At 49.0% G+C, this 17,000-nt stretch carries 17 protein-coding genes; 13 read left to right on the forward strand and 4 right to left on the reverse strand.

Going from position 1 to position 17,000, the window contains the following annotated elements:
• Positions 1-92: 92 nt before the first annotated feature.
• The 10 genes from NDA02_RS17160 (at position 93) to NDA02_RS17205 (ending at position 10,287) form a co-directional block, all read left to right on the forward strand.
• Positions 93-563, forward strand: a complete 471-nt coding sequence (locus tag NDA02_RS17160) for a TMEM165/GDT1 family protein (RefSeq protein WP_190791974.1) — start codon at positions 93-95, stop codon at positions 561-563.
• Between the two features lie 34 nt (positions 564-597).
• On the forward strand, positions 598-915 hold the full coding sequence (locus tag NDA02_RS17165) for a TMEM165/GDT1 family protein (protein WP_190791976.1): 318 nt from the start codon (positions 598-600) through the stop codon (positions 913-915).
• Between the two features lie 175 nt (positions 916-1,090).
• Complete coding sequence (locus NDA02_RS17170; protein WP_348255463.1) at positions 1,091-1,795, forward strand: HAD family hydrolase; 705 nt, start codon at positions 1,091-1,093, stop codon at positions 1,793-1,795.
• Between the two features lie 75 nt (positions 1,796-1,870).
• Entirely contained in the window at positions 1,871-3,067 is a 1,197-nt protein-coding gene (gene corA / locus NDA02_RS17175) for a magnesium/cobalt transporter CorA (RefSeq protein ID WP_348246970.1), read from the forward strand.
• A gap of 166 nt (positions 3,068-3,233) precedes the next feature.
• Positions 3,234-3,746 (forward strand): adenine phosphoribosyltransferase, encoded by a 513-nt coding sequence (locus NDA02_RS17180; protein ID WP_190791841.1) that lies wholly within the window; start codon positions 3,234-3,236, stop codon positions 3,744-3,746.
• 75 nt (positions 3,747-3,821) lie between these two features.
• Positions 3,822-4,877, forward strand: coding sequence for an ABC transporter permease (locus tag NDA02_RS17185; protein ID WP_190791842.1), 1,056 nt, complete (start codon positions 3,822-3,824; stop codon positions 4,875-4,877).
• Positions 4,878-5,177: 300 nt separating this feature from the next.
• On the forward strand, positions 5,178-5,423 hold the full coding sequence (acpP, locus tag NDA02_RS17190; RefSeq protein ID WP_190791843.1) for an acyl carrier protein: 246 nt from the start codon (positions 5,178-5,180) through the stop codon (positions 5,421-5,423).
• Between the two features lie 224 nt (positions 5,424-5,647).
• On the forward strand, positions 5,648-6,907 hold the full coding sequence (gene fabF, locus NDA02_RS17195; protein WP_190791844.1) for a beta-ketoacyl-ACP synthase II: 1,260 nt from the start codon (positions 5,648-5,650) through the stop codon (positions 6,905-6,907).
• Between the two features lie 253 nt (positions 6,908-7,160).
• A complete protein-coding gene (locus tag NDA02_RS17200; RefSeq protein ID WP_190791845.1) occupies positions 7,161-9,065 on the forward strand; it encodes a transketolase C-terminal domain-containing protein in 1,905 nt (634 codons plus the stop codon).
• Positions 9,066-9,381: 316 nt separating this feature from the next.
• Complete coding sequence (locus tag NDA02_RS17205) at positions 9,382-10,287, forward strand: hypothetical protein (protein WP_348255458.1); 906 nt, start codon at positions 9,382-9,384, stop codon at positions 10,285-10,287.
• A gap of 320 nt (positions 10,288-10,607) precedes the next feature.
• Here the strand turns inward: NDA02_RS17205 and NDA02_RS17210 are convergent, their stop codons facing one another.
• Together NDA02_RS17210 and NDA02_RS17215 are read right to left on the reverse strand one after the other, a co-directional pair.
• Complete coding sequence (locus tag NDA02_RS17210; RefSeq protein ID WP_190794714.1) at positions 10,608-10,949, reverse strand: type II toxin-antitoxin system RelE/ParE family toxin; 342 nt, start codon at positions 10,947-10,949, stop codon at positions 10,608-10,610.
• Complete coding sequence (locus NDA02_RS17215; protein WP_190794713.1) at positions 10,950-11,201, reverse strand: hypothetical protein; 252 nt, start codon at positions 11,199-11,201, stop codon at positions 10,950-10,952.
• 188 nt (positions 11,202-11,389) lie between these two features.
• On the opposite strand from NDA02_RS17215, the gene NDA02_RS17220 reads away from it, so the two are divergent.
• Positions 11,390-11,734, forward strand: coding sequence for a GNAT family N-acetyltransferase (locus tag NDA02_RS17220; RefSeq protein WP_348255464.1), 345 nt, complete (start codon positions 11,390-11,392; stop codon positions 11,732-11,734).
• An 88-nt stretch (positions 11,735-11,822) separates the two neighbouring features.
• Here NDA02_RS17220 and NDA02_RS17225 read toward each other — a convergent pair whose 3' ends face one another.
• On the reverse strand, positions 11,823-12,284 hold the full coding sequence (locus NDA02_RS17225; protein WP_190794712.1) for a helix-turn-helix domain-containing protein: 462 nt from the start codon (positions 12,282-12,284) through the stop codon (positions 11,823-11,825).
• 47 nt (positions 12,285-12,331) lie between these two features.
• On the opposite strand from NDA02_RS17225, the gene NDA02_RS17230 reads away from it, so the two are divergent.
• Together NDA02_RS17230 and NDA02_RS17235 are read left to right on the forward strand one after the other, a co-directional pair.
• Complete coding sequence (locus NDA02_RS17230) at positions 12,332-12,754, forward strand: nuclear transport factor 2 family protein (RefSeq protein WP_190794711.1); 423 nt, start codon at positions 12,332-12,334, stop codon at positions 12,752-12,754.
• Entirely contained in the window at positions 12,729-13,199 is a 471-nt protein-coding gene (locus tag NDA02_RS17235; RefSeq protein WP_348246966.1) for a cupin domain-containing protein, read from the forward strand. Before NDA02_RS17230 ends, NDA02_RS17235 begins: the two co-directional genes overlap by 26 nt.
• Before the next feature lie 668 nt (positions 13,200-13,867).
• Here the strand turns inward: NDA02_RS17235 and NDA02_RS17240 are convergent.
• Entirely contained in the window at positions 13,868-16,135 is a 2,268-nt protein-coding gene (locus NDA02_RS17240; protein WP_190794842.1) for a S8 family serine peptidase, read from the reverse strand.
• Between the last annotated feature and the right edge of the window lie 865 nt (positions 16,136-17,000).

The raw sequence follows: 17,000 nt of genomic DNA on the forward strand, positions 1-17,000 counted from the left end.
AGAAATGAGGGAAAAGTTCAGCGGGGGATTGCTTTTCTAGTCACAGTCAGACAAAATGAAAAGAAAATGAAATGGCTGAGGTGTACTGACTCGTGCAATCTCTCTCTGTCCCTTCCACCACTGCTGAAACCTCTTTGGATCGTTTAGAAGCTGCGCTTTCTCACTCTGAGGCGATTGTTATTGAGTCTGATGCCGAGTCGAGTTTGACAGAATCTGCTGCAAACCAGTCGGAGAGCTGGTCTAACCCAGTCATTGCTGATTCCGCCGAAGAACCCGCCTGGAAACTGCACCTGAAAGTTTTTACCTCCACCTTTTTTACGATCTTCCTGGCTGAACTGGGCGACAAAACTCAGGTGACAACCCTGCTGATGGCGGCAGAATCTCACTCGCCCTGGATTGTGTTTGCCGGAGCAGGCGCGGCACTGGTTGCAACGAGCGCGATCGGAGTTTGTCTGGGCTGCTGGTTGGCAAAGCGCGTTGCGCCCCGTGTGCTAGAGCGATCGGTCGGCATCCTGCTGCTGGGAATTTCGGCGCTGCTGATATTGGATGTCGTCCGGGGTTAAGGCAAGAGGCGAAGCACACACAGGCGAAGCAAAAATGGAATGGCACTTGCTGGGATTGAGCTTTATTACCGTGTTTTTGTCGGAGCTGGGCGATAAAAGCCAGCTTGCTGCAATTGCGCTGAGCGGTCGATCGCGATCAATCAAAGCAGTCTTTCTGGGAACTGTTGCGGCTCTGGTACTGGCGAGTTTCCTGGGGGTGCTGCTGGGTGGCGGACTGTCTCAGCTTTTGCCTGTGCGGTGGGTTAAAGCAGTGGCAGCGATCGGATTTTCAATCATGGCGATCAGACTGCTACGAGGAACGGCTGAAGCTTCGTCTGATTGTGATGAGCATTCTCCTGGATTACTGGAGTAATCCCGATTAGGGTGAAAGTAGGGCAGAAATGAGTTTTGCAGCATCATTTTGCAGCGCTAGAAGCATTGCAGTCTTGAGGCGATCGCCCCTGGGTGAAATTGACGAACCAATCGACTTGAATCAAAGCTAAAGTTTTAATTAAAGTTAAGAAGCTTTGAAGCGAGTCTTTCCCAGAATGCTGCGAATCATCACCGATTTCGATGGTCCGATCATGGATGTCTCCGAGCGGTACTACCGGGTGTATCAGTTTTGCCTGGAAAGTATCCGGCGGGCGGAGCAGCCGATTCACATCCTGACCAAAGCAGAATTTTGGCACTGCAAACGATCGCAGATTCCCGAACGCGAGATTGGCAGACGATCGGGACTGGACGAAACCCAGGCACTTGAATTTGCCCGGCTACGAAAGCAAACCGTTCACACGCTGCCTTATCTGGTACATGATGTCGTCGTGCCGGGGGCGATCGAAGGTCTGGAGCGGATTCAGCAGGCAAAGATTGAGCTGGTGGTGATGACGATGCGACGGGTGCAGGAGCTAGATGCTGCGCTGCATCAGTACAGTTTAGAACGCTTTTTTCCGCTGCGCTGCCGCTATTGCCTCAGCAACGACTATGCCAAAACCAGCGACGTGCAGGACAAGACGCTGCTTATGGGTCAGGCACTGCTGGAACTGCCGTCCGTGCCGCAAACCTGGATGATTGGCGATACCGAAGCCGACATTCTCTCTGCTCAAGCACATGGGCTTCCGGTGGTGGCAGTGTTATCAGGGATTCGCGATCGCACTCAGCTTGCCCAACACCACCCGAACGCGATCGTTAGTCATCTGGGAGCCGCGCTAGACTACATTTTGAATCATGCGTCGCTGACAGCAATCAGCAGCTAACTGTCCTTCCTGCTGGGCTGGCACGATCGCTGACGCTTGCGTAAAATCGCCTTAACTGTACTCCAGGCTGAATGTATGACCAGCAGACCGTCCCGATCGCCTTCCAAACTGAGTTTCACTGCTTCCCCGACTGCATCCACCACGGTTAATGCTGCGGTAGAGGAAGAAGATTCCTACTTGGATGACTACTATTTTGATGAGCCGGGCAGCATGCCAGGGACTTTGACGATCGAGGCAGATGCATCGCCGCCCACGATTTTTCTAATCGACTACAAAGAGGACAATGCCGTTCGTCTCAAAATCGACGCGCCTGAGGAATGTACGCCTTATCTAGATACCGAATCCGTGTCCTGGGTAGATGTGCAGGGGTTGGGCAGCGAGAATGTCCTGCGGCGATTGGGTCAGGTTTTTGATCTGCATCCGCTGGTGCTTGAGGATGTGGTTAACGTGCCGCAGCGTCCCAAAGTCGAAGAATACGACGATCAGCTTTTATTTATTGCCCGCATGGTTTGCCTGAAGGATGATGAGCGCGGCTTTGTCAGTGAACAGGTGAGCTTTATTTTGGGTAAACATTATCTGCTCACTGTGCAGGAAGAACCGGACTACGACTCGTTTGGTCCAGTTCGAGAGCGGATTCGCGGCAACAAGGGCACGATTCGCAAACACGGCGCAGATTACCTTGCCTATGCCCTGCTCGACGCGTTGATCGATGGCTTCTTTCCAGTTCTAGAGGCCTACGGTGAAGCACTTGAGGAGCTGGAGGATGAGGTTGTCTCTAATCCCACCCGGCAAAGTCTGGAAAAGATTCACCGAATTAAGCGAGAACTGTTAGCCCTGCGGCGTGCCATTTGGCCCCAGCGAGACGCAATCAGCGTTTTGATTCGCGACAGCAATGATTTAGTCAGCAGCGAGGTGCAGGTGTACTTGCGAGACTGCTATGACCATGCCGTTCAGGTTCTAGATATGGTGGAAACCTATCGAGAAGTGGCATCGAGCCTGATGGATGTGTATGTTTCTTCGGTTGGCAACCGCATGAATGAAGTGATGAAGCTGCTGACGATGATTTCGACCGTTTTTATTCCCCTCACCTTTATTGTCGGGATCTACGGGATGAACTTCAATACTGAAAAATCGCCACTGAACATGCCGGAGCTGAACTGGTACTGGGGCTATCCTGTCTGTCTTGCAGTAATGGCGGTTATTGCGGCAGCTCTGATCTTCTATTTTTATCGACGTGGCTGGTTTGAGAATTTCTCAGGCATCAAGGAGTAGCGCGATGCGAAGCAGTTTTCCCTGCCGAGTGATTGGTAAGCGGATCACTGGAAAGCTCCTAAAGCGATCGAAAACAGAATCGTTCACTGAAATCAAAGACCGCTCGACTAAGAATGATAGGATCTCAAACTGCAAGCCCGAATTTTAGAAGAACTCCGAAAACTCTATGGATCTGCAGTCTCTAATCCGCGAAATTCCTGACTTTCCGAAACCCGGCATTCTATTTAAAGACATCACCACGTTGCTGCGAAACCCGGAAGGCTTGCGCTACACGATCGACACCCTGGCAGATAAATGCGCTGGTTTTGCAGTCGATTATGTGGTCGGCATGGAATCACGAGGGTTTATCTTTGGCGCACCGCTTGCCTATCGCATGGGAGTTGGTTTCATTCCGGTTCGCAAACCCGGTAAGCTCCCTGCTGCGGTTCACACAATCGAATATGCCCTCGAATACGGAACCGATCGCCTGGAAATGCACCAGGATGCCCTGCACGACGGCGCAAAAGTGCTGATCGTCGATGACCTGATTGCCACCGGAGGCACGGCTGGAGCAACCGCTCAGCTCATCCAGAAAACGGGCTGTGAAATCGCTGCCTATGCCTTCATCATTGAACTGGTTGACCTGAAGGGACGGGAGAATTTGCCCAAAGCCCCGATCGTCACGCTGGTGCAGTATTAGTAAATCATTACAATGAGGAACTAACAGGCAAATCATCTGGTGAGTCACTCCCTCCCCTCACCCCCTCCTCTCCCTATGACCTCCTCCTCTTTCCCTCAACGTGCCCGATCGCTGTACGGCTCGATCGTTGCTTTCTTCACCAGTGAAACAGTCGGCTATGTGGTCAAGCGGCTGCTTCAAGCGTTGATTACGCTGCTGCTCGCTTCGGCACTCAGCTTTTTTGTGATTCAGCTTTCGCCGGGCAGTTTTTTGGACAACTTGCGGGACAATCCGCAGATTTCGGAGGAAACTCTGAAACAGTTTCAGCAGCAGTTTGGGCTGGATAAGCCCATCGTGGAGCAATATTTTCTCTGGGTGCGGCAGATTTTCACCCGGCTAGATTTTGGCGTGAGTTTTGCCTATGCTCAGCGTCCAGTGACGGAGATTTTATGGGAGCGGATTCCCGCAACGCTGCTGCTCTCGATCGCTTCTTTGATCTTGACCTGGACGATTGCGATTCCGATGGGCATCGTGGGGGCGGTGCAGCAAAATCGAAAAGCCGATCGCTTCCTGCGAGTGATTAGCTATATCGGGCAGGGCTTTCCGACGCTGATTACCGGATTACTGCTGCTATTCTTCGCGCAGGTGACTTCGCCGCTGTTTCCGGTGGGGGGGATGACGAGCATCGATCATGCAGATCTGACCCCGATCGGCAAAATTCTTGATATTGCCTGGCACATGATTTTGCCGACGCTGGCACTCAGTATCACCAGCTTTGCCGGGCTTCAGCGGATTATGCGCGGCGAACTGCTGGACGTGCTGCGGCAAGACTATATTCAAACCGCACGGGCAAAGGGGCTGCCCGAAAATCGAGTAATTTACGTCCACGCGCTGCGAAATGCGGTCAATCCGCTGGTGACGCTGCTGGGCTTTGAGTTTGCAGGACTGCTGGGCGGTTCCTTTATCACCGAAAACTATTTCAACTGGCCCGGACTGGGACGATTAATTCTTCAGGCGGTGCAGGCAAAGGATCTGTATCTGGTGATGGCGAGTCTGATCATGGGTGCGTTTTTGCTGATTCTGGGCAACCTGCTGGCGGATTTGCTTTTGAAGGTGGTTGATCCACGCATTAAGCTGACCGATATGAACTAGCACGGCAGCCAGAAACGATTGACGAAGCCATTGGGGCTAAAGGGCAAAGTAAAAGTATTCGTGTCTTTTTGTATTTCAAAGCAATGCCTTTTGCAAATCTTTGCGATTTTTGGCACAAATGCTTCGCGCTTGTGCGCTGCTTCATCCCGTCCCCTTTCAAGTAAGATGAAGAGATGCCTGACTCTTCGATCGCTCTAACGTAGGTCTTAACTCAGGGCGAAAGCCTTGCCGATCAGGTGAGGAGTGGATTGCAACAGTTAGGCAACTGTATAGAAAGTCGCATCTTGGCAAAGGGAACGTATGAGCGAGCAAGAAATTTTTGACAAAGTGAAGAAAATTGTGGCAGACCAGTTGAGCGTTGATCCGGAGCAAGTAACTTCGGAAGCAAGCTTTGCCAATGACTTGGGCGCGGATTCACTGGATACGGTTGAGCTAGTGATGGCACTGGAAGAAGAATTTGATATTGAGATTCCTGACGAAGCGGCTGAAGGCATTGCAACGGTAGGATCTGCTGTGAAATACATCCAGGACAAAGCGGCTGCTTAAGGCGATCGACTGGCAAAAAGAAGGGTTGGGCGCTGTTGCTGACCGGACTGCTCCAGCCCATTTATTATTCAGTCTGTTATTGATTCGGTCTGTTATTAAGTTCTGTTTTCGCTGAATTTCTTGCTAAGCCTTACAGGTTTACTTCTCAATTTCACTGTTTGAAATTAACTGTCTGAGTTTACTGTTGTGCATTCCGGGTAGATTAAACCCTTGAAGCTGCTGTCATGACAAATTTAGGTTCTGAACTCAAGCGGGTTGTAGTGACGGGTCTGGGCGCAATCACCCCGATCGGCAATACCCTGGCGGAGTACTGGGAGGGGTTGCTGAGCGGTCGGAATGGCATTGGTCCGATCACGTTGTTTGATGCGTCTAAGCACGACTGTCGCATTGCGGGTGAGGTCAAGGGATTTGACCCCCAGGACTATATGGATCGCAAGGAAGCCAAGCGGATGGATCGCTTTGCCCAGTTTGCGGTTGCCGCCAGCAAGCAAGCCCTTGCAGATGCCGGATTTGTGATTAATGACCTGAATGCCGAGCAAGTCGGCGTGGTGATCGGGACGGGCATCGGTGGCTTAAAGGTGATGGAGGACCAGCAGGAGATTTACCTCAATCGCGGCCCCGATCGCTGTAGCCCCTTCATGGTTCCGATGATGATCGCGAACATGGCAGCCGGGTTAACGGCAATTCACACGGGCGCAAAAGGTCCGAATAACTGCACCGTTACGGCTTGCGCGGCAGGATCGAATGCGATCGGCGATGCCTTTCGACTGGTGCAGCGCGGCTATGCTCAGGCAATGATCTGCGGTGGCACAGAAGCAGCCGTAACTCCCCTATCGCTGGCAGGGTTTGCGGCTTGCAAGGCACTCTCCACCCGCAACGATGACCCCGTTCATGCCTGTCGTCCGTTTGATATCGGTCGCGATGGCTTTGTGATGGGCGAAGGCGCAGGAATTTTGATCCTGGAAGAATTAGAACATGCCCTGAGCCGAGGGGCAAAAATCTACGGCGAAATCATCGGCTACGGCATGACCTGCGATGCCTATCACATGACCTCTCCAGTTCCGGGCGGCGAAGGCGCAGCGAGAGCAATTCAGCTTGCCCTTAAGGATGCAGGCATTACTCCCGACCAGGTTCACTACATCAACGCCCACGGCACCAGTACGCCTGCCAACGATTCGACTGAGACGGCAGCGATCAAGACTGCGCTGGGTGAAACTGCTCATACAGTGGCAATTAGCTCTACGAAGTCGATGACCGGACACCTGCTCGGCGGCTCCGGCGGCATTGAAGGAGTGGCAACCGCACTGGCGGTTTATCACGACAAGCTACCTCCCACGATCAATCTGGAAAATCCCGATCCGGCTTGTGACCTGGACTACGTGGCAAATGCGAGCCGATCGCAGAAAGTAGAAGTTGCGCTGTCCAATTCCTTTGGCTTTGGCGGACACAATGTGACCCTAGCGTTCCGCAAATATCACGGCTAAGAAACCTGAATCAGCCTTCTTGTGGTGGGCATCTTGCCTGCCCACTTGAGGAGACAAATCTCTAGCTACTTATTGTGGGGTAGGCATCTTGCCCGCCTAGTCCAGGAGGCATCTTAACGGTCTGGTGAGTATCGAGAGATGTTGCAATGGGCAGGGGAGGACACCCACCCCATAAGAAATTTTTGCAAGCAATGAAGTCTGTGAGTCTAAGCCCTCTTTTAAGTCCACCCTTACACCTGCCTTTAAACCTGTCATGACTACTGCTTTTCCGATCGATCTCAGTGCCTATAAAACCGTTCAGCTTGATCCTCAAAATTCGACCCTGACTGACGAGCAGCGGGAAGCACTTAAAGCCAATATCCAGCTTTGTCGTGATGCGATCGTCTTTTTTACTGCAACCGGAGCCGCAACTGGAATGGGCGGACACACGGGTGGACCCTATGACACCGTGCCGGAAGTGGTAATTCTAGATGCGCTGTTTCGCAGTCAGCCCAATCAGTTTGTGCCGATTTTCTTTGACGAAGCCGGACACCGGGTGGGGACACAATATCTAATGTCTGTCCTGCGCGGTCAAATGCCTGCGGAACAGTTGGTGAACTATCGTCAGGCAAACTCGAAGCTACCCGGACACCCGGAACTGGGGTTAACTCCGGGCGTGCAGTTCAGTTCAGGTCGATTGGGACATATGTGGCCCTATGTGAACGGTGTAGCATTGGCGCATCCTGGCAAAGCGGTCTTCTGTCTCGGTTCAGACGGTTCGCAGCAGGAAGGCAACGACGCAGAAGCGGCAAGGCTGGCAGTGGCACAGCACCTCAACGTGAAGCTGCTGATTGACGATAATGATGTGACGATCGCCGGACACCCCTCGCAGTATTTGCCCGGATTTAGCGTTCGCAAAACGCTGGAAGGACACGGCATGAAAGTGCTGGAAGGCGACGGCGAAGACATTGACGGACTCTATAGCCGGATTTGCGAGGCAATTAACACACCCGGACCGATCGCCGTGATCAATAAGCGTCCGATGTGCCCCGGCATTACCGGGCTGGAAGGCTCCAACCACGGGCATGACGTAATCTCGGTGAAGCTGGCACTCACTTACTTGCAAGAGCACGGACACCAGGCAGCCGTCGATTACCTCAACAACATCCAGAAGCCGAAGCACGAATACGCCTTCCAGGGTGTTAGCGACAAGTGGGACTCCAACCGGAATGTCTTCGGGGATGCGGTTGTAACCGTGCTGGGACGGATGAGCGAAGAAGAGCGCAAATCTAAAGTAGTCGTGATCGACAGCGACCTGGAAGGTTCCTGTGGTCTGAAGAAAATCCACGATGCCCACCCCGAAGTCTTCATTCCCTCAGGGATTATGGAGCGGGGCAATTTGTCCGCAGCGGCGGGCTTTGGTATGGAAGAAGGCAAGCAGGGCATTTTTGCCACCTTTGCCGCTTTCCTGGAGATGTGTATCTCGGAAATCACGATGGCACGGCTCAATTACTCGAATCTGCTGTGCCACTTCTCCCACTCTGGCATCGATGACATGGCAGACAACACCTGCCACTTCGGACTCAACAACTTCTTTGCCGACAACGGGCTGGACGACGGCTACGAAACGCGCCTTTATTTCCCAGCAGACGCGAACCAGATGAAAGCCTGCGTCGAATCGGTGTTCTTTAATAAGGGAATGCGGTTTATCTTCTCGACGCGATCGAAAACGCCGATGATCCTGGACGCGAACGGCAACGAAATGTTTGCGGGCAACTATCAGTTCGTTCCCGGCAAAGATGAACTGGTGCGCGACGGCAGCGCGGGTTACATTGTTACCTTTGGCGACTCGCTCTATCGCGCGGTGGATGCTGCAGAACGTCTGAAGCAGGAAGGCATCGAGGTCGGCGTGATCAACAAATCGACGCTGAATGTGGTAGACGAAGAAATGATGGCAAAAATCGGCAAAGCTCCCTTCGTTCTCGTCACCGAACCCTTCAACCGCAGAACTGGACTGGGCAGCCGCTTTGGAACCTGGTTGCTGGAGCGTAGCTATACGCCTAAATATGCCCACATCGGCACTTACGAAGAAGGCTGCGGCGGCTTATGGGAACAGTACCCGCATCAGGGCATCGATCCCGATGGCATTATCAAGAAGGTGAAATCGTTGATTGGTTAATCAGATTTAGTAGGGCGATCGTCTTTCTGGGAAAGTGGGGGCGATCGTCTGAAAGAGTCTCAGCACAAATCTAAATTAATCCTCAAGACTGCTTCTCAGAAATGGGAGGCAGTTTTTTGCAAGAAATTTTTTGGGGCGATCGCAAATCAACGTTATTAGTCGGACTGTTAACAGTTTTTGCAACGTTACCAGTGGTTTTATAACAGTTTTTTGCACTACAGGTATTAGACTGCTACAGATAGCCTTACTCTGCCACTTTATCTTAAATACCTATAATGTATTTGGTATCGAATTTTCTCTATATTTCCTAAAGCAAATGCTGCAACAATCTAACGCACTTCGACGACTGGAAGAAACGCTTACTGAAGCAGTTACTGAAGGAGATAGGAAGCAACTGTCTGGACCCATTTTACTCAAGGCAATGAAGCTTAGCGAGCAACCTCAAAATATTGTAGATTTTTATGAGCTTTTAAACAAGGCTGAGGAAGAAGCAAGGAGCATAAGAAATAAACCAAAGATCGATAGATATCTCCAAACATTAGAGGAACTACACCAAGTTTTTGTTGTTAACCATGTGTGGGGCATACAATGGAATACTTTTGCTGCTCATATTGAGAATAAGGGTGTTCTTAATACACTGGACGCACTAGCTGATTTTTTCAGTTCTCAGGATCCCGCAATTTTTCTCCAACAGGACTTTCTGGAGAAGCTCAACGGTGAGTTTAGAGGTCTTTTAGAAGAAATTCTTGAATCTAGCTTGTGTAGAGAGTTAAAAAATCTCTTGGTAGATCGAATTGAAGATATCCTAAAAGCAATACGTAGATACCATATAGAGGGAACTAAAGGACTAGAAAAAGTTACTAAAGCATTGGTGTGTGATTTAGTGATGACGGAGCCTAGTCTTAAGGATAAGAATAATCCCACCTTCAAACATGTCACAGCATGGGTTCTTAACTTACTTGTATATATCACTCCTAGCCCTTATGACATTATTGGTGCTGTTCCCGATATACACGACTTCTGGAAACCTACATTTGAAGAGCTAGTCGCAAATCGTGAGAAGGTTGAGCAAATTATTTGTGAAGCACCAACTATTCAAGAAGCTCTCAAGAAGACTTCAACCACATTCGCTAGGCAACCTCAGAAAAGCATTACAAGCGGTAAAGAACTAAAAGCCCTTCCTGCTTCTAAAGAAGAGCTAGAAGATACTACGGACAACTAAAGTAATCCCTAAGCTTTTCAGAAATTAAACAGGAGAGTTTTCAAGGATAACTCCTGATTCTAGAGTGCTATCTATTAGGTCTGATGATTAATTTCTAAGAAAAAGATACTATCTACTGAAATTGCTCGATATCACCCCCGTCTCAGTAGTAATCAGTAGTTATCACTGACAATGCAACCTCAATCGTCTCACCTAATATTACTGTTATGGGTGCCCTTAAAAAACGTGAAGCGATGGCAGACAGCAGTTTAATCTCGTGAAATTATGCACGACGCTGACGCATTTTACTCGCTGAGAGCGATCGCTAGCTTATGACAGAGCTAGGTCGCGTTGGGTTCTTCTGGATCTTCCCCAAGCGGTTGCTGTGTAGCTTGTCGAATGTGCAAAATGCGAACCGTCGATGCCCCTTCCAAAACCGTAAAGAGAATACGATAGGAGTTGCGCCCTTTGCCATAAAGTAGCTGTCTGATTTCTTGACTAAAGTACTGATTCTCCCGTGTTAAAGGGCAGCGTTTCGGCATTTGAGATAGGGAGCTGATCGCCTGCAATAAGCCCAAATACCATTGGCTTGCTTTCGCGGGAGTGGTCACTTGAGATAACCGCAGAAAAGCATTATCTGCCTCAGCTTCTGCCACACTTGAGATTTCGATACGGTACTTCATCTAATCGGCTGACAGATTGTACCTGTGACGCTGTTCTTCAGCAAAATCTTCAAAAGACCGAAATCTCTCCGTCTTAAAGTCATCCAGACCTTGCTGAATTCCCTTGATCGTCTCTTCTAAGTCTTGCTCTTCCGCTTGTAAAACACTAGCTAGCAATTGAGATGCAACGAGACTAACATCCTGACCTTGTCGGGCAGCTCTATCCCGCAACAAGGCTTCTAACTCAGGGCTAAGGGTGACAACAATTGGCATAGCGGTTTTGGTGTGAGCTTTTGGTGAGCATTCTAGCAATGATGCTGATGTGTTTTACATGCTGGAAGCGATCGTCTTTCTGGGAAACTGAGGGCGATCGTTGGAAGGATTTTCAGCGCAAGCTCTGATTAATTATCAAGACTGCTTCTCAGAAATGGGAGGCAGTTTTTTAACGCCATAGGATTGCGATCGCCCACAAGCAATCCAACTTGCTCGTGGGCGACATTGGAATGCAGATTTACATTGAGAATCCGGCAATCGTAGAAATTGGTTTTACTTTGGCTCGTGAAGAGCAAGGTAAAGGATATGCACAAGAAGCTGTTCAAGCTCTGGTTTGTTCAATATTTGAACTTGGATACATCAACCAGATCGTCGGAATAACTGATATGCGAAATGAACCGTCTATTGATTTGCTTAGGCGCTTGGGAATGAATCTAGTGCGATCGGATGAGGTGGAGTTCAAGGGTGAATTGTGTATTGAGCAAACATTCGAGTTGAGAAGAGAGGATTGGTTACTGCACAAAGCAGGCTAACCCTACGTTGGGGCGGCTGGAATTAAGCTCTTTGTACGGAATTCAAAGTTACTTATCACTGCTCAACTTGGTCGTTAGGCTGCTTAGTTTATTCCCCGGCAAATGTATCCTCCGCTAGTAGATGCATAACCTTACGCCATGTAGTTTCCCCTTCTCGTCCGACAACTTCAAACACCCGCGCAAAACGTTGTCGTTGATCGCCGGATAATTGGCTCTCCAAACATAAGCCCGATGGTGTAAGGGTTAGGCGTTTGATTCGGCGATCGGTGGTGTCAATATTAGATTCGACTAGCCCTAATTGGGTCAGTTGCCGTAATGGACTGTTCAAAGACTGTTTACTGATTCCGAGAGTCGCCAGTAATTCGTTAACGCTTAATCCTGGCTTGCGACCAATAAAATATAGAATCCGATGATGGACACGCGAGAGACCACGCTCAGCAAGTATGGCATCTGGCTTTGCAACAACTGCGCGAAAAGCAAAGTGCAACGCTTCCAGAGCCTCATTCAGTTCTTTTTCCCGATCGCTTGGCGAACTATTTAGGTCAGTCATGTTGACATATTAATCGATGTTCAGCTAATTTGAATATGTCAACCTAGATGACCTATTTTGTAACCATGCCGATCCTCAACGCAGATTTCGCATTAAGCTTTGCCCGCAGTTGGATCGAGGGCTGGAATCAACATGACATCGATGCTGTCCTGAGCCACTACACGGATGACTTCGAGTTGGCTTCCCCTTTGATCCCCTCTATTGCTGGAGAATCTAGCGGCATTCTACATGGCAAGGCGGATGTGAGAGTTTACTGGAAGAAGGGGTTAGCGCAAATCCCTGACCTTCATTTTGAACTGAAAGAAGTCTTGACGGGTGTCGATAGCATCACGCTCTATTACCGAGGGCATCGGGGCATGGTGACTGAAGTACTATGGTTCGACGGTAGTGGGAAGGTAAAGAAAGCTTGGGCTTGTTACGCCATTAACATCACAAGGGAGGGTTATGAAGCAATCGCCAATTTCAGCTGAATCGATTTCAGCACCGCTCGGTAAGACGATCTATCCAGAACCTTATGCTTCCCTTTTGAAGGGACGACAAAAGCGAAAACTGGGTGAGTATTTTGGGTTGACTCATTTTGGAGTTAATTTAACCCATCTCTCACCCGGTGCAATTTCTGCTCTTGCTCACAGCCACTCAAAGCAAGAAGAATTTATCCTGGTATTGGAAGGCAGCCCAACGCTGGTACTTGGTGAAGAGGAATTCGTTTTGCATCCCGGTGATTGCTATGGATTTAAGGCAGGCACAGGTATCGCCCATCAACTGATTAACCGATCTGAAGAAAACGTAACCTATCTTGAGGTTGGCGATCGCCCTGAGGGAGATGAGGTCGAATACCCAAATGATGATCTCAAAGCAACACAATTGCCGAATGGTGAATGGGTTTTAACGCACAAAGATGGTCGCGCATATTAGTAGCACCGCCTAACAGCCCCTGCAGCGGACGGATTTAGGTGATGGTGTTGATGCAAAGGTCTTCTGCTGTCGCTGAAGGGGAACGTTACTACCTCTATGATTGCCGAAAATGATTAGTCTCGGCAGGGTTCCTAGTCTGCATCCTAGGCATTACAAGGCTCTAAGGCATACTACACACGATCGCTTCAGGTTTATTTTCGAACAATTGAGCTGTTGCTGAATTTTTGTTGTTCTTGTGCAAGTTTTGGATTGAGTTGCCAAAGATATGTTTGTCTGGCTGGCCCCTCAAATCATTAGTATCTGGACGTTTACAACATTTCAGCATGGAAGTTGTCCTAGAGTTGCCTGATAGAGATAAGTGAAGTTGTTTCTACCTAAATCCCCTGCAACTTTCCCTTCGACAATGAATTCCTTATCCTCGCCTTTATATAGCAGCAGAAAAAATGGTCGCTCAGGCTGAAAGCTTTTTGAGTTGGGCATGCCAGCGATCGCTTCAATTGTATGTTTAATGAGTTGAACTGTCCCGTTTTTGGCTGTTTCTGGGACAGTTGATGCTGTAGAAGCTTGATTTTCATTGTTTTAGCCTTCCTACTGCAACTAGACCAAACACCGTAAGTGGGACATTTGGTCCTTAGCAACCATTTTTTCTCATTTGCTATACAAAGGTGTTATGCCAATAGGGAACGACCATTGTAAAGGCTAGCAAGTTCAACGTTTCGAGCTAGTGCCCATGCCCGTCGAACGGCTGCATCTGCATTCACCAGTCCATGTCCAAAGTATAAGTCTCGACCTGCAGATCCCAAATCCATTGCTGTGTCGGTTAGAATCTGCCGCAGTTCCCCTCCAGTTAAATTCGTGTTCACACTCCAGACTAGGGAAGCAATTGCCGCCATATTTGGATTTGCACAAGACGTTCCACCAAAGTAATCTAGCTGCCCTAGCGTATTCATTACAGGAGAGTCAGTTGCTGCCATCATCGTTAGCTTGCTGCCATAGTTGGAGTAACCTGCTCGCCTAACTGCAGCTGCATTCAACAGTCCGTTGATGATCTGTACGTCCGATCGCGCCAGTGCGCCAACTGACATCACGTTACTATGATTCGCCTCCAGACGACCAATTCCACCGCTTTCCCAAAAATTAGTAGGGTCATCCATGTCTACATTGCCGTTTCCGGCTGCCATTGCAAATACGGCAATGTCTGCACAGTCAGAAAAGATTTGTTCAAGTTCTGCTTGCGTACCACCGTTAGTCAACCAGAGTTCGCCCGCAATACCTCCCTGAAATACCACGCGCTTGTGGTTTGCACGGGCATAACTAATAGCATCTTTAATGCTTTGTTGAAGTGTAATTTCCCCATAGGGTTTGGTTACATAAACATTGCTGTTCCAGTTAATTCCCGTGATGCCTTCAGCATTATTTGGCGTGGCAGACATAACGCTAATCGCAGAGTGTCCATGTCCAGCACCAATTGATTGGTCATCGTCGGTGGGGTCAGTAATCAGGCGAGTAGAAGCGAGATCTACAAGGCTACCTTCGGGCGTATTTGTCAGGGGAACTCCAGAATCAATCGAAACTAGCAGCACGTCTTTGGAGCCTTTGGTAAACCGCCAGGCGCTTTCAACATCTGAAGCTCGCAAATTCCATTGCTGGCTATAGTACAGGTCATTTGGCCGCACTTGAAGTTCTAGCATCGTGTCATCTGAGAATCGTAGAGCTTCAATGCCCTGGAAGTAGATTTCTCGTCCATCGATCAGCTTAACGGAATCAAACGCCGTGCCGCGCAAGATTGCCTGATGCGCGATCGCCTGTGGATCGAAGGCACTCAAATCAAGACCATTAATGCTGGAAATACTCGATCGCTTGATATTCAGATGTAAGACATCAGTTCCACCTCGTCCTAGAATGACGCTGCCTGTGCCAATTGGGGCTGCATAATCTAGGGTTTCACCTACAGCCGTTCCAGCCACTAGGTTCCAGGGCAGTACCTTCATAGACTGCCGATCTGAGACAATTTCTCGACCTTCGATTGTTTGAGCAACTGCCCGAAACTCATAGTCGCCGCTTAGCCCAGCAACGTTTGCTAGATTGACCAACCCACGAGAAAGTGATGCACCTGTCCAGCTTCCCAAAGTAGTAATGCTACCGTCCTTAAGGGCTTCCAGACGCACTTTTGCCAACCGTGACCCGTTTGCTAGACTGTAGCTTAGCTGCACGGCTCCTTCCTGAAAAACTGTATTTTCGGAAGTGTCTCCCGATGCATCCTGAAGGCTAAAACCAGTGAAGCTAGGCAGCAAACTCACCTGAATGGTGCTGGAATCAAGCGGCGTTCCCTGATTGCGGTTGTTTGCCTTGTTAGATTCTGCTACCTGATTCGCAGGATCAACAACCATGCTGATGTAATACGTTCCTTCACCCTGCCAAAAAGCATCGGATTGGTTAGGTAAAGTGACGGTTGCTGTCAACTGTCCTGTTGTACGATTACCTGCTAATCCAGCGATCGCTTGGCTGCCCAGCAGCCGATCGCTGCTATCTAAAGTGCGATCGGTAGACAGGTAGAAATCGACTCCAAAACCTCCGGCAACAGTAGCGTTTGCATTTTCTAGGTGAAAGGTGAGAGCGGCTGTGTCTCCCATACTCAAGAATTGTGGGCTATTGAAGGAAATGCCGCGCAAATCTGGCAGGCTAGATGAGCTAGGAGAATTTGGAGTTGCGGACAGAGTTAGCTGATAGGTTGTTTCTGTTCGCTGTTGGGAATAGACCCGAATGTAATACGTTCCTGAACCTAAATCGAGATTTAAACGCTCCGCTGCTTTACCGCGACGGGCTGCCGTCTGAATCACTCGACCTTTGGAGTTAAGGATCTGAAGATTTGCATTTGCCTTGAGGCGATCGAGCTTGAGAGAAAGGCTACTTCGATCGTGCAGTCGCAGCCGCAAATAATCGTTTTTGTCTAATTTGCCAATCGAATCTTTAAAGTAACTGATTTTTGAGCCAAGTCTAATGGATTTAGCATGCCTCAACGTATTCCTAGCCCGATCGATTTCCATAACAGCAAGCTCAATGATTCTAGATGCACGAAAAGCGTAAAATTCATCATCTCCTGATTCTAAGTAAATCGTGCATCCGTTGCATCAAAAATTACATATGCTTCACATCAACAGAAGCAGTTTCTTGCTAGCAATCGATTATGGCAGGAGTTCTCTCAGCCGCTAGGCAAGGAGCGAAAAAACTTAAGATCGGCTGCAGGCAGAAACAATTGAAGTAGAACCACAGGGCAATAATTCCTCAATCTATGGGACCGTGTTGCTGGATAGTTGTTTAGCGCTTTCAGTGAAAACACTGACTCCGCTACTCACTTTGTTTCCTATCGTATTCTGTCGTTCAGCCATTTCCTGTCGTTTTAAACGCCAAGATTTGCTGTGTTTGGATAGGGCATTGCTCTCTCAACCGGAAGGCAATTTAGATACTGTGGAGTGAGCTAGCGTAGGGTGAAGAAATAAGTGTCTTTAACGAAGAGTTAAAGGTCACAGAGGAGTTTTTAACTCTTTTCAACTTCCAAAGGAAGGACGCATTGGGTATCTAAAGGTTTGTTCCTATAGCTCATTTCAGCTATGGAACTTTTAAGAGAAGCTTCAAACCTTAGCAAAGCCTGAATTGAAAGGATCACACGGACTTGACACATAATTCTGGCTCATCCCATCTTTTGGTGAAGTTTTGGCAAGATAGAGATATATTCTCTGAATCAGGAGAAATTAATCTTCATTCAACCGCTTTTACCTGACCCCACCCAGTTACACCTCG

Origin of the sequence: Leptolyngbya sp. ST-U4, from assembly GCF_039962215.1 — a bacterium.
Lineage (GTDB): Bacteria > Cyanobacteriota > Cyanobacteriia > Elainellales > Elainellaceae > Leptolyngbya_A.